General features: G+C 69.5%; 10 protein-coding genes and 2 riboswitches. Of the genes, 2 read left to right on the top strand and 8 right to left on the bottom strand.

The window, feature by feature from the left end; all coding sequences use genetic code 11:
* The 6 genes from AB4112_RS03985 to AB4112_RS03960 all read right to left on the bottom strand — a co-directional run bounded on the left by AB4112_RS03985 (nt 1) and on the right by AB4112_RS03960 (nt 6,035).
* Entirely contained in the window at nt 1-390 is a 390-nt protein-coding gene (locus AB4112_RS03985; protein ID WP_309795088.1) for a Rid family detoxifying hydrolase, read from the bottom strand.
* A 234-nt stretch (nt 391-624) separates the two neighbouring features.
* Nucleotides 625-2,148, bottom strand: coding sequence for an aminomethyl-transferring glycine dehydrogenase subunit GcvPB (gene gcvPB, locus AB4112_RS03980; protein WP_441717221.1), 1,524 nt, complete (start codon nt 2,146-2,148; stop codon nt 625-627).
* Nucleotides 2,145-3,494 carry an aminomethyl-transferring glycine dehydrogenase subunit GcvPA gene (gcvPA, locus tag AB4112_RS03975; protein WP_441717219.1) on the bottom strand — a complete coding sequence of 450 codons (1,350 nt, stop codon included), beginning with the start codon at nt 3,492-3,494 and terminating at the stop codon, nt 2,145-2,147. Before gcvPA ends, gcvPB begins: the two co-directional genes overlap by 4 nt.
* On the bottom strand, nt 3,494-3,871 hold the full coding sequence (gene gcvH, locus AB4112_RS03970; RefSeq protein WP_441717217.1) for a glycine cleavage system protein GcvH: 378 nt from the start codon (nt 3,869-3,871) through the stop codon (nt 3,494-3,496). Before gcvH ends, gcvPA begins: the two co-directional genes overlap by 1 nt.
* A gap of 20 nt (nt 3,872-3,891) precedes the next feature.
* On the bottom strand, nt 3,892-5,010 hold the full coding sequence (gcvT, locus tag AB4112_RS03965; protein ID WP_441717215.1) for a glycine cleavage system aminomethyltransferase GcvT: 1,119 nt from the start codon (nt 5,008-5,010) through the stop codon (nt 3,892-3,894).
* A 58-nt stretch (nt 5,011-5,068) separates the two neighbouring features.
* Nucleotides 5,069-5,163: riboswitch (glycine riboswitch) on the bottom strand.
* Between the two features lies 1 nt (nt 5,164).
* A riboswitch (glycine riboswitch) is annotated at nt 5,165-5,264 on the bottom strand.
* A 75-nt stretch (nt 5,265-5,339) separates the two neighbouring features.
* Nucleotides 5,340-6,035 carry a hypothetical protein gene (locus AB4112_RS03960; protein WP_309795095.1) on the bottom strand — a complete coding sequence of 232 codons (696 nt, stop codon included), beginning with the start codon at nt 6,033-6,035 and terminating at the stop codon, nt 5,340-5,342.
* A 39-nt stretch (nt 6,036-6,074) separates the two neighbouring features.
* Between AB4112_RS03960 and ispH the strand changes: the two genes are divergently transcribed.
* Complete coding sequence (gene ispH / locus AB4112_RS03955) at nt 6,075-7,061, top strand: 4-hydroxy-3-methylbut-2-enyl diphosphate reductase (RefSeq protein ID WP_309795097.1); 987 nt, start codon at nt 6,075-6,077, stop codon at nt 7,059-7,061.
* Nucleotides 7,062-7,063: 2 nt separating this feature from the next.
* Nucleotides 7,064-8,131, top strand: coding sequence for a lysine-2,3-aminomutase-like protein (locus tag AB4112_RS03950; protein WP_309795099.1), 1,068 nt, complete (start codon nt 7,064-7,066; stop codon nt 8,129-8,131).
* Between the two features lie 117 nt (nt 8,132-8,248).
* Here AB4112_RS03950 and AB4112_RS03945 read toward each other — a convergent pair whose 3' ends face one another.
* Nucleotides 8,249-11,383, bottom strand: coding sequence for a multidrug efflux RND transporter permease subunit (locus AB4112_RS03945; protein ID WP_309795101.1), 3,135 nt, complete (start codon nt 11,381-11,383; stop codon nt 8,249-8,251).
* A 3-nt stretch (nt 11,384-11,386) separates the two neighbouring features.
* The gene (locus AB4112_RS03940; protein WP_309795103.1) at nt 11,387-12,565 is read right to left on the bottom strand and encodes an efflux RND transporter periplasmic adaptor subunit; all 1,179 of its coding nucleotides are present in this window, start codon (nt 12,563-12,565) and stop codon (nt 11,387-11,389) included.
* Between the last annotated feature and the right edge of the window lie 237 nt (nt 12,566-12,802).

The raw sequence follows: 12,802 nt of genomic DNA, 5'->3' as shown, positions 1-12,802 counted from the left end.
TCACTCCCGCGGCATCGCCGCGATCATCTCGATCTCGACCCGGGCGCCGAGCGGCAGGGCGGCGACGCCGATGGTCGAGCGGGCGGGGTAGGGGGCGCGGAAGTGCCGCTCGTACACCGCGTTCATCGCCGCGAAATCATCCATGTCGGTCAGGAACACGTTGACCTTCACCACGGCGTCGAAGGTTAGGTCGGCGGCATCCAGCACATGGCTGAGATTGGCCAGGCACTGCTCGGTCTGCGCCGCGGCATCGCCCTCGACCAGCAGCCCGGTGATCGGATCGATCGGGGTCTGGCCGGACAGGAACAGCAGGTCGCTGCGCCCGACCACCCCATGCGAATAGGGGCCGATGGCCCGAGCCTGCGCACTCGTCACAGTCTTGCGCGCCATCGCACCCCCATCTCGCCCCCTCAGGCGTGTGCCGCACCACTCGGATGCGCGGCGATGATGCCGTGAGAGCGCGGCGGTTGGAAGACAGTTTTGTGAAGACCGCCAAGGTTTCGTGACGACTGTCACATTCCGCGTTCGGAAGCCTTGCCGAAAGTCGCTCCCCAACCCCCGGATTCCCTGGGGAACCGGAGGTTGGGAGCGTGTGCCGGACTACTCCGCGGCCTCGGTCGCGGACTATTCCGCGGCCTGGGCCAGCGGGGCGTCGGGCGTCCAGCGCAGCACCGGCTTGCGGGCGGCGCCGGTCTCGTCCAGGCGGCGGCGCGGGGCGTGGTACGGCGCACCCCGGAACCATTCGGCCTGGCCGGCCTTCGCCTTCTCCACCAGCGACCGCATCATGCCGATGAACTGGTCCAGCGTGGCCTTGCTCTCGGTCTCGGTCGGCTCGATCAGCATGGCGCCGTGGACGACCAGCGGGAAGTACATGGTCATCGGGTGGAAGCCCTCGTCGATCATCGCCTTGGCGATGTCGAGCGTGGACACGCCCGTGTCCTTCAGCGCGCTGTCGTCGAACAGCGCCTCATGCATGCAGAAGCCGCCGAAGGCCGGGCTCAGCACATCCTTCAGCCCGGCCTGGACATAGTTGGCGTTCAGCACGGCGTCGCTGGCCACCTGCCACAGCCCGTCGGCACCGTGGCTCATCATGTAGCTCAGCGCGCGGACGAACATGCCCATCTGGCCGTGGAAGGCCTTCAGCCGGCCGAAGCTGTGCTCCGGCGCGCCGTCGCGGCCCTTGTGCTCGGCGACGCGGAAGCCGCTCGCGTCATGCACCACGGCCGAGATCGGGGCATAGGGCGCCAGCGCCGCCGACAGCACCACCGGGCCGGAGCCCGGGCCGCCGCCGCCATGCGGGGTCGAGAAGGTCTTGTGCAGGTTGATGTGCATGGCGTCGACGCCCAGGTCGCCCGGGCGCACCCGGCCGACGATGGCGTTGAAGTTGGCGCCGTCGCAGTAGAAGAAGGCGCCGGCCTCATGCACCAGCCGCGCGATCTCGACGATGTCGCGCTCGAACAGGCCGCAGGTGTTCGGGTTGGTCAGCATGATCGCCGCCACATCCGGTCCCAGCTTGGCCTTCAGCGCGGCCAGATCGACCCGGCCCTCCGAGGTCGCCGGGATCGGGTCGACGGTGTAGCCGATCGCCGCCGCCGTCGCCGGGTTGGTGCCATGGGCCGATTCCGGCACCAGCACCCGCCGGCGATGGCCCTCGCCGCGGGCCTCCTGGGCGGCGTGGATCGCCATCATGCCGCACAGCTCGCCATGCGCGCCGGCGGCCGGGGACAGGGCCACGGCCGGCATGTTGGTCAGCGTCTTCAGCCAATGCGCCAGGGTGTCGATCAGCTCCAGCGCGCCCTGCACGGTCGAAACCGGCTGCAGCGGGTGGATGTCGGCGAAGCCGGGCAGCCGCGCCATCCGCTCGTTCAGGCGCGGATTGTGCTTCATGGTGCAGGAGCCGAGCGGATACAGCGCCGTGTCGATCGCCATGTTCATGCGGCTGAGGCGGGTGTAGTGCCGCATCACCGTCGGTTCGGCCAGGCCGGGCAGCCCGACCCGGGCGCGCGGCTTGACCCCGCCCAGGCGCAGTTCGGCGGTCGCTGGCTCGGGCAGGTCGACGCCGCAATGGCCGGGGCTGTCCTGCTCGAAGATCAGCGCCTCGTCGATGTCGAGGGCGCGGTTCCCGGTGAAGGTGTCCGTCTTGGTCATCGCAGCACCTCCGACAGGCCGGCGCACAGCGCGTCGATATCGGCCTCGGTGTTGGTCTCGGTCACGGCCACCAGCAGCAGGTCGGCCAGGGCCGGGCGGTTGGCGTAGATCCGGCTGACCGGCACGCCGCCGATGATCCGCTTCGCCGCCAGCGCGTCGATCACCGGCTCGGCCGGCTTCGGCAGCTTGACCGTGATCTCGTTGAAGAAGCTGTCGTTCAGCACCGTGACGCCCGGCACCTTGGCCAGCTTGGCCGCCAGCGACACGGCCTTGGCGTGGTTGATCCGGGCCAGCCTGGTGAAGCCGGCCTCGCCCAGCAGCGACAGGTGGATGGTGAAGGCCAGGGCGCACAATCCGCTGTTGGTGCAGATGTTGCTGGTCGCCTTCTCGCGGCGGATGTGCTGCTCGCGGGTCGACAGGGTCAGCACATAGCCGCGCTTGCCCTCGGCGTCGACGGTCTGGCCGCAGAGGCGCCCGGGCATCTGGCGCAGGAACTTCTCGCGGGTGGCGAACAGGCCGACATAGGGGCCGCCGAAGTTCAGCGAATTGCCGATCGACTGGCCCTCGCAGACCACGATGTCCGCGCCCATATCGCCCGGCGGGGTCATCAGGCCCAGCGACACCACCTCGGTGACCACCACGACCAGCAGCGCACCCTTGGCGTGGCACGCCTCGGCCAGGGCCGACAGGTCCAGGACATGGCCGAACACCGACGGGTTCTGGACCACGACGCAGGAGGTCTCGCCGTCGATCCGGCTGGCCAGGTCCTCGACCCCCTCGGGGCAGGGCGCCGCCTCGTCCAGGGTGAAGCCGGTGAAGTCGGCATGGGTGCGGCAGACGTCGCGGTACTGCGGGTGCAGGCCGCCGGAGATCACCGCGCGGCTGCGCCGGGTGACCCGGTTCGCCATCATGATCGCCTCGGCGCAGCCGGTGGAGCCGTCATACATCGAGGCGTTGGCGACCTCCATCCCGGTCAGCAGCGCGACCTGGGTCTGGAACTCGAACAGGTACTGCAGCGTGCCCTGGGTGACCTCGGGCTGGTACGGCGTGTAGCTGGTCAGGAATTCGCCGCGCTGGATCAGGTAGTCGACCGTCGCCGGCACGTGGTGGCGATAGGCGCCGGCGCCGCAGAAGAACGGCACCGACCCGGCCGGCACGTTCTTCGCCGCCATGGCGCCCAGGGTGCGCTCGACCTCCAGCTCGCCCTGGTGCGGCGGCAGCTCGGTCAGCGGGCCGGGCAGGCGCGCGCTGGCCGGGACGTCGCGGAACAACTCATCGACCGAGCCGGCGCCGATCGTCGCGATCATCGCGCCGCGATCGGCCTCGGTCAGGGGCAGGTAACGCATCAGTGCAGACCCTCGACATAGGCGTCATAGGCGGCCTGGTCCATCAGCGCGTCGGCCGCGGCGGGGTCCGCCAGCTTCAGCTGCATGAACCAGCCCTCGCCGGTCGGGTCGTCATTGACCAAAGCCGGGGTGTCGACCAGCGCCTGGTTGACGGCGACGACCTCGCCGGCCAGCGGGGCGTAGACCTCGCTCGCCGCCTTGACCGATTCGACCACCGCGGCGTCGCCGCCGGCCTCGAGCTGCTTGCCGACCGCCGGCAGCTCGACGAACACCACATCGCCCAACTGCTCCTGGGCATAGGCGGTGATGCCGATGGTGGCGGTGGCGCCCTCGACGCGGACCCATTCATGGTCCTTGGTGTAGCGGAGCGTGCTCATGTGCTGGCGTCCCTGTCTGGTCAGCGGTGGAAATTGGGGGCGACGAAGGGCAGGGCGGCCACCACGGCCGGGTGCGCCTTGTCGCGGATGAGAAGGGAAAGCGGCGTGCCGGTGGCGGCGAAGCCGGCCTCGACATAGCCCATGGCGACCGGGCCGCCGACGGACGGGCCGAAGCCGCCCGAGGTGATGCGGCCGATCTCGCGGCCGTCGGTCGACAGGATCGGCGTGCCCTCGCGCGCCGGGGCCCGGCCCTCGGGCTTCAGCCCGACCCGCCTGCGCGCCGGGCCGTCGGCCAGCTGCTTCAGGATGCGGGCGGCGCCGGGGAAGCCGCCCTCGGCCCGTCGGCGCTTGCCGATGGTCCAAGACAGGCCGGCCTCGACCGGGCTGGTGGTGGTGTCGATGTCATGGCCGTAGAGGCACAGGCCCGCCTCCAGCCGCAGCGAATCGCGGGCGCCCAGGCCGATCGGCGCCACTTCGGGCTCCGACAGCAGCAGGCGGGCGACGCGCTCGGCATCGGCCTCGGCGACCGAGATCTCGAACCCTTCCTCGCCGGTGTAGCCGGACCGGCTGATCATGCACTCCACCCGGTCGAGGGCGAAGGTGCCGGATTCCATGAAGGCCAGGGCGTCGGCGCCGAAGGCGTGGCGGCCCAGCACCTCGGCCGCCTTGGGGCCCTGCAGGGCGATCAGGCCGCGATCGTCCAGCCGGACCACGCGGGCGCGGCCGGCCAGCTTCGCCGCGATATGGGCGAAGTCGGCGTCCTTGCAGGCGGCGTTGACCACCAGGAACAGCCGCGCCGGGTCGGCAGTGCGGGTGATCATCAGGTCATCCAGGATGCCGCCGTCGTCGTTCAGCAGCAGGGAATAGCGGATGCGGCCGGGCGCCAGCCCGGCGACGTCGCCCGGCACCAGCGTCTCGATCAGCGCGGCGGCGTCCTGGCCCGGCTCGGCCTCCAGCCAGGCCTGGCCCATATGGCTGACATCGAACAGCCCGGCCTCGGCCCGGGTGTGCAGGTGTTCCTTCAGGATGCCGGCCGGATACTGCACCGGCATCTCATAGCCGGCGAAGGGCACCAGCTTGCCGCCGAGTTCGACATGCAGCTCGTGAAGCGGGGTACGCAGCAGGGGGTTTTCGGTCACGGGGTCCCGGTCCTCACAGACAAAAGGTGGGCGTGCGAGACCATTCTCGCGCGCCACCCCCTCTGTCTGGGACCTGAGAGAATCGCCGGGAACTCTGTCCGGCTTACCCCATCGGTGAGGTCGCGGCTGGGCCGCTTCCTGCTCTCCAGAGTGCCTTACCCTGACGGTCCTTTGGCCTGAGAGTTTCCGGGGCGTTTGCTCCTTCGGCGCCGGTTCCGCGGTGACGCGGTTCCAGTCTCTCCCGCCAGGGTCGTAGGCCTGTATCAATGCGCGGCCGGAGACTCTCCTGCCGCGTCGCAAAAGTCAATCGCAACGACGCTTTCAGACGATCATTCCGCCGGCGGCGTGGTCCGCGGGTCGGGAATCACCGGGGCGATGGTCTTGCGGCCGGCGGCTGCGGCCGCGGCGCCGGGCACCTCCGGCAGGGCGCCGCGGTGCCGGTTGAACTCCAGCTGCTGCGGCGACAGCTGGAAGCCGACCACGATCTTGTAGCTGCTGCCGCTCGCGAGGTTGGACAGGGGGATCACCTGCTCCAGCGGCTCGCGGGTGGTCTCGCGCGGCGTGATGCCCTCCTTGGGCACCGGCAGGTTGACGGTGAAGACGGCCTTGTCCAGGACCTTGCCCTGCGCGTCGGTCACGGCGACGAAATAATTGGCCGGGACACTCGTCTGAAGCCCGGCGGCGGGGCCGCGCACCGAGGTGAATTCGATGTCGACGCCCACCGTGACGTCCTTGTCGCCGTAGTTGCAGCCGCCGTAGTAGTTGCTGATCTTGCTCTCGACGATCAGATCCCGCGGGCTGGTGCTGCCGTTCCGGGTCAGGTCATAGATCGAGAGCTCCTTGGGGATATCGATATGCGGACATTTCAGCGCAGCGGTCTGTGCCGCATTGTCGCCACCACAGCCTGCTAGTCCCATCAGCAGCAGGACGGAACCGCCGGCGCGGAGTCGTCCAGAGATGGCGGACCGCGCTTTTTTTGGGAGAGCACCTATATTAGGGTCGCGGCGCAACAGTTCGGCGGGCATCGCCCTCTCCTTCAACCAACGGTTTCAGGACCATAGGAAATGGCACAGGCTGGCACAAGCGCAGGCGCGAACACGCGGGACGCGCGCTCGCCCTTGACGGTGATGCTGGCCTCGCCGCGCGGGTTCTGCGCCGGGGTCGACCGCGCCATCCAGATCGTCGAGCGCGCCATCGAGAAATACGGCGCGCCGGTCTATGTCCGGCACGAGATCGTGCACAACCGCTTCGTGGTCGAGACGCTGGAGGCCAAGGGCGCCATCTTCGTCGAGGAGCTGGACGAGGTGCCGGACGACGCTCCGGTGGTGTTCTCCGCCCATGGCGTGCCGAAGGCGGTGCCGGCCGAGGCCGAGCGGCGCAAGCTGCTGTATCTCGACGCCACCTGTCCGCTGGTCAGCAAGGTGCATCGCGAGGCCGAGCGCCACTTCAAGACCGGCCACACCGTGCTGCTGATCGGCCATGCCGGGCATCCCGAGGTGGTCGGCACCATGGGCCAGCTGCCGCCGGGCGCGGTGCGCCTGGTCGAATCGGTCGAGGATGTGGCGACGCTGGAGATCGAGGACGCCGGCAACCTCGCCTTCGCCACCCAGACCACCCTGTCGCTGGACGACACCACCGAGATCGTCGAGGCGCTCAAGGCCCGCTTCCCCAGCATCTCGGCGCCGAACAAGCAGGACATCTGCTACGCCACCACCAACCGGCAGGAGGCGATCAAGGTGATCGCCCCGCATTGCGACGCGGTGCTGGTGATCGGGGCGCCGAACTCCTCGAACTCGGTGCGACTGGTCGAGGTGGCGCGCCGCGCCGGCTGCGCCAAGTCGATGCTGGTGCAGCGCGCCGCCGAGCTGGACTGGTCGTGGTTCGACGGCATCGCCACCCTCGGCATCACCGCCGGCGCCTCGGCGCCCGAGGTCCTGGTCGAGGAGGTGATGAAGGCGCTGCACGAGCGCTATGTCGTCACCATCCAGTCGGAACCGACCACGGTCGAGACCATCACCTTCAAGCTGCCGCGCGAGCTCAGCCCCGCCTGATCATGCCCAAAGACGGACACCTGCTTCCGCAGCAGCGCCTGCGGACCCCCGAGGCATTGGTCGAAGCCGGGCTGGCCGGGCATGAGCGCCTGGGCGAACTGCGCGCCGTGGCCCAGCGCTACGCCATCGCCGTGACCCCTGCGATGGCCGATCTGATCGACCCGGCGGACCCGGCCGACCCGATCGCGCGCCAGTTCGTGCCCGACGCGGCCGAGCTGGACACCCGGCCCGACGAGCTGTCCGACCCGATCGGCGACGACGCCCACAGCCCGCTTCCGGGCCTGGTCCATCGCTACCCCGACCGGGTGCTGCTGAAGCTGCTGCACGCCTGCCCGGTCTATTGCCGCTTCTGCTTCCGGCGCGAGATGGTGGGGCCCGGCGGCGACGCGATGGGCGAGGCCGAGCTGGCGGCGGCGGTCGACTACATCCGCACCCGGCCGCAGATCTGGGAAGCCATCCTGACCGGCGGCGACCCGCTGATGCTGGCGCCGCGGCGCCTGGCCGACGCTGTGGCGCGGCTCGATGCGGTGCCGCATCTCGGCGTGATCCGGCTGCACAGCCGGGTGCCGGTGGTCGAGCCCGAGCGGGTGACGCCGGAGCTGATCGCGGCGCTGCGCACCTCGGACAGCGCGGTCTGGCTGGCCATCCACAGCAACCATCCGCGCGAGCTGACGCCAGCGGCGCGGGGCGCCATCCGGCGCCTGGCCGATGCCGGCGTCGCGCTGGTGTCGCAGACCGTGCTGCTGCGCGGCGTCAACGACGACCCGGCGGTGCTGGAGCAGCTGTTCCGCGACCTCGTTCGCCTGCGGGTCAAGCCCTACTACCTGCACCACGGCGACCTCGCCCCCGGCACCGCCCAGTTCCGCACCGGCATCGCGGACGGGCGGCGGATCATGCGCGTCCTGCGCGGCCGCCTGTCGGGGCTGGCCCAGCCGACCTATGTGCTCGACATCCCCGGCGGCCAGGGCAAGGTGCCGATCGGACCGGACTACCTCGACGGCTCGGACGCCGAGGGCTGGACGGTCGAGGACCCGAACGGCCGCCGGCACGAGTATCCGCCGAAGGCTTAACCATCTGTTTTGATTGTCATGCCACGGCTTGACTGTGGCATCGAGGGGCGGCCGGAGCGGCGCTTGGTGGCCCCTGGATTGCCCGGTCAAGCCGGGCAATGACAGTCAAAAAGGGACTTACTCCCCCGCCGCCGGCGCCCCCTCCAGGACCGGGTGCGGGGCCAGCGTGCCGGCCGCCTTGCCGCGGCGGGCCAGCCAGACCCGGAAGCGGTCGAGGTACAGGTAGACCACCGGCGTCGTGTACAGGGTCAGGGCCTGGCTCAGGATCAGGCCGCCGACGATGGAATAGCCCAGCGGCTGCCGCAGCTCCGACCCGGTGCCGGCGCCCAGCATCAGCGGCAGGCCGCCCAGCAGCGCCGCCATCGTCGTCATCATGATCGGGCGGAAGCGCAGCAGGCAGGCCTGGCGGATCGCCTCCAGGGGCGTCAGCCCCTGGTCGCGCTCCGCCTGGATGGCGAAGTCCACCATCATGATGCCGTTCTTCTTGACGATGCCGATCAGCAGGATGACGCCGATCAGCGCGATGACGCTGAAGTCGAAGCCGAACAGCATCAGCATCACCAGCGCGCCGGCCCCGGCCGAGGGCAGGGTCGACAGGATGGTCAGCGGGTGGATGTAGCTCTCATAGAGCACGCCGAGGATGATGTAGATCACGATCAGCGCGGCGGCGACCAGGTAGGGCTCGCTGGCCAGCGACGACTGGAAGGCCTGGGCGTTGCCCTGGAAGGCGCCGGTCAGCGAGGGCGGCACGCCCAGCTCGGTCTCCGCCTGCTGGATCGCGGTCACCGCCTGGCCCAGCGCCACGCCGGGCGCCAGGTTGAAGCTGACCGTCACCGCCGGGAACTGCCCCTGGTGGTTGATCGACAGGAACGCGGTCGGCCGTGTCGTCCATTTCGCCAGCGCGCTGATCGGCACCTGCTCCCCCGTCAGCGGCGACTTGATGTAGATCCGGTCGATCGCCGAGGGCTTGTCCTGCAGCTCCGGCAGCACCTCCATCACCACGTGGTAGCTGTTGATCTGGGTGAAGTACTGCGCGGCCTGGCGCTGGCCGAAGGCGTCGTACAGCGTGTCGTCGATCAACTGCGGCTGGATGCCGTAGCGGGCGGCGGCGTCACGGTCGATGTCGAGGGTCAGGGTGGTGCCGCCGGTCTGCTGGTCGGTGGCGACGTCGCGCAGCTCCGGCAGCGATTTCAGCTTGGTGTAGATCTTGGGCGCCCACTGGTTCAGCTCGTCGATGCCAGCGTCCTGCAGGGTGTATTGGTACAGGGTCCGGCTCAGCCGGCCGCCGATGTTGATGTCCTGCGAGGGCTGCAGGAACAGGGCGGCGCCTTCGACCTTGGCCAGTTGCGGCCGCAGCCGGTCGATGATCTGGGCGGCCGAGGCTTCGCGGTCGTCGCGCGGCTTCAGGTTGATGTACATGCGGCCGTTGTTCAGGGTCTGGCCGCCGCCGGCGCCCAGCGACATGACGACGCCGGCGACATCCGGGTCGGCGGCCACGATCTTCCCGAGCTCGACCTGCTTGCGGCTCATCTCGGCAAAGGAGATGTCCTGCGACGCCTCGGAGGTGCCGACGATGATGCCGATGTCCTGCTGGGGGAAGAAGCCCTTGGGGATTATGACGAAGAGATAGCCGGTGCAGGCGACGGTCAGCAGGAACACGCCCAGGGTGATGCGGCGGTGCTTCAGGGCGGCGTCGAGCGACCGGCGGTAGCCGGCGAGCATCAGGTCGAAACCGCGTTCCGACAGCATGTACAGCCGGCCGTGCTTGCCGGTGTCGTGCTTCATGAAGCGCGAGCACATCATCGGCGTCAGCGTCAGCGCCACGATCGCCGAGACCAGGATGGTCATGGTCACGGTGACGGCGAATTCGCGGAACACGCGGCCGACGATGCCGCCCATCAGCAGCAGCGGGATGAACACGGCGACCAGGGACAGGCTGATCGACAGGATGGTGAAGCCGATCTCGCCGGCGCCCTTGATCGCGGCCTGCACGGGCGACAGGCCCGCCTCGATGTGGCGGTGGATGTTCTCCAGCATGACGATGGCGTCGTCGACCACGAAGCCGACTGCGATGCTGAGGCCCATCAGCGACAGGTTGTCCAGGCTGTAGCCGAACACGTACATCAGCGCGAAGGTGCCGACCAGCGCCAGCGGCACCGTGATGCTGGGGATCAGCGTCGCCCAGAAGTTGCGCAGGAACACGAAGATCACCATCACCACCAGGGCGATGGTCAGCACCAGGGTGAACTGGACGTCGCTGACCGAGGCGCGGATCGTCGTGGTGCGGTCGCTGATGATGTCGACCTTGACCGCCGGCGGCACGGCCGCCTGCAGCTGGGGCAGCAGGGCCTTGATGTGGTCGACGACGTCGATGACGTTGGACCCGGGCTGCTTCAGCACGATCAGGATGATGGCCCGCTGGCCGTTGGCCCAGCCGGCCAGCTTGTTGTTCTCCGGCCCTTCCACCGCCTTGCCGACGTCGCGGATGCGGACCGGCGCGCCGTTCTTGTAGGCGATGATGACGTCGTTCCAGGGGTCGGCCTTCAGCTCCTGGTCGTTGTCGTAGATGGTGAAGGTACGGGTCGCGCCGTCGATGCTGCCCTTCGGGCTGTCGGTGGTCGCGGCGGTGATGACGCTGCGCACATCCTCCAGCCCGATGCCCAGCGCCGCCAGCTTCTGCGGGTCCAGCTGGACCCGGACGGCCGGCTTCTGCTGGCCGCCGATATTGACCTGGGCGACGCCCGGGACCTGGCTGATGGCCTGGCCCAGGATGTTTTCGGCGTAGTCGTCGACGGTGGTCAGCGGCAGCGTGTCGGACCGCACGGCGATCAGCAGGATCGGGCTGTCGGCCGGGTTCACCTTGCGGTAGGTCGGCGGCGACGGCAGGGTCTTTGGCAGCTGGCCGCCGGCGGCGTTGATCGCGGTCTGCACGTCCTGGGCCGCGCCGTCGATGTTGCGGTCGAGGTCGAACTGCAGGGTGATCGAGGTGTTGCCCAGCGTGCTGCTGGACGTCATCTGCGACACGCCGGGGATCTCGGCGAATTGCCGCTCCAGCGGCGCCGTGACCGACGAGGCCATGGTGGTGGGGTCGGCGCCGGGCAGCTGGGCCGACACCTGGATGGTCGGGAAATCGACCTGGGGCAGGGGGGCGACCGGCAGCAGCGGATAGGCGACCAGCCCGACCAGCAGCACCCCGGCCATGATCAGCGACGTGGCGATCGGCTTCTTGATGAACAGGGCCGAGATGCTCATGGCTCAGGCTCCCGGCGCGGCGGCCGGCCGTGATGCGGCGGCGGCCTCGCGGATCTCGACATGGGTTCCCGGCTGCAGCCGGTACTGGCCGGCGGTGACGACCCTGTCGCCGGCCTCCAGGCCCTGCTGGATCACGGCGACGCCGTCGGCGATGCGGTCGACATCGACCGGCTTGGTGTCGACCGTGCCGTCGGGCTTGACGACATAGACATACAGGCCGTCCTGGCTGCGCTGCACCGCGGTCGCCGGCACCGTCACCGCATCGTGCTGGGTGCGCAGCAGCAGCTTGGCGTCGACGAACTGGCCGGGCCACAGCGTGTTGCTCTTGTTCGGGAAGGTCGCCTTCAGCCGGATCGTGCCGGTGCCCTGGTCGATCTCGTTGTCGATCAGGGTCAGGGTGCCCTGGTCCAGCGGCTTCTCGTCGCCGCGGGTGTCGGCGAAGACCTGCAGCGTGCCCTGCGCCATCGCCGCGGAGATGTCCGGCAGGTTCTCCTCGGGCAGGGTGAAGATCACCGTGATCGGGTGCAATTGGGTGATCACCACCAGCCCGCCGGTGTCGGTGGCGTGGACGATGTTGCCCTGGTCGACCAGCCGGATGCCGGTGCGGCCGTTCAGCGGCGAGGTGATGGTGGTGTAGCTTAGCTGGGTGGCGGCGTTGTCGATGGTCGCCTGGTCGCCCTCGATCTGGGCCTGGATCTGCGCGATCAGCGCCTTCTGGGTGTCGACGCTCTGCACCGTCGCGTACTGGTGCAGGTTCTCGAAGCGCTGCAGGTCGAGCTGGGCGTTGGTCAGCTGGGCCTCGTCCTTGGCCTTGGCCGCCTTGGCCTGGTCCAGCGCCGCCTGGAACGGCCGCGGGTCGATCTGCGCCAGCACCTGGCCGGCGGTCACGTCCTGGCCCTCCTGGTAGGACACGGCCTGCAGCTGGCCGTCGACCCGGCTCTTCACCGTCACCGTGTTCTGGGCCTGCACCGTGCCGAGGCCGGTGAGGTAGACCGGCACGTCGCTGCGCTGCGCCGTCGCCGCCTCGATCGGCACGGTCGCCACCGGGGCAGCGGCCTTCAGCGCCGCGGCCGATGCCGCGGTGCTGGTCAGCTCCCGCCCTGCCAGAACGGCGCCGACGACGACAAGGATGGCGATCGGGGCACCGATGCGGAGCATCGTCCGGCGGGCGACTAGGGGCATCTGCATCTCTCCAGCGGGACAATCGGAAGGCGAGCGAACAGCGGGCGCCGCGGCCTGGCTGGCGGCGGCGCCCGCAATCGACGTCTCCTCCCGATCATTCGGGCCAGTCCGATGCGTGCCCCGAGGCCCGGCCGAAGGCCGGGACGGGTCTCTGCTTCGCGGACCGGTGCAAGCGTCAGTTGGTGGCGGGCATCCGCCCCCGCCAATGCAACGTCTTCACGGTGCCATGCAGGCCTT

This window comes from Inquilinus sp. 2KB_23 (assembly GCF_052115705.1).
In the GTDB taxonomy this organism is placed as follows: domain Bacteria; phylum Pseudomonadota; class Alphaproteobacteria; order DSM-16000; family Inquilinaceae; genus Inquilinus; species Inquilinus ginsengisoli_A.
The sequence above is the reverse complement of the archived record's forward strand: the minus strand, read 5'-3'. Positions and strand labels throughout refer to the sequence as shown.

Coding starts and splice junctions, on each gene's coding strand:
- AB4112_RS03985 (WP_309795088.1), bottom strand. CDS start 390: ATGGCGCGCAAGACTGTGACGAGTGCGCAGGCTCGGGCCATCGGCCCC.
- gcvPB (WP_441717221.1), bottom strand. CDS start 2,148: ATGACCAAGACGGACACCTTCACCGGGAACCGCGCCCTCGACATCGAC.
- gcvPA (WP_441717219.1), bottom strand. CDS start 3,494: ATGCGTTACCTGCCCCTGACCGAGGCCGATCGCGGCGCGATGATCGCG.
- gcvH (WP_441717217.1), bottom strand. CDS start 3,871: ATGAGCACGCTCCGCTACACCAAGGACCATGAATGGGTCCGCGTCGAG.
- AB4112_RS03960 (WP_309795095.1), bottom strand. CDS start 6,035: ATGCCCGCCGAACTGTTGCGCCGCGACCCTAATATAGGTGCTCTCCCA.
- ispH (WP_309795097.1), top strand. CDS start 6,075: ATGGCACAGGCTGGCACAAGCGCAGGCGCGAACACGCGGGACGCGCGC.
- AB4112_RS03950 (WP_309795099.1), top strand. CDS start 7,064: ATGCCCAAAGACGGACACCTGCTTCCGCAGCAGCGCCTGCGGACCCCC.
- AB4112_RS03945 (WP_309795101.1), bottom strand. CDS start 11,383: ATGAGCATCTCGGCCCTGTTCATCAAGAAGCCGATCGCCACGTCGCTG.
- AB4112_RS03940 (WP_309795103.1), bottom strand. CDS start 12,565: ATGCCCCTAGTCGCCCGCCGGACGATGCTCCGCATCGGTGCCCCGATC.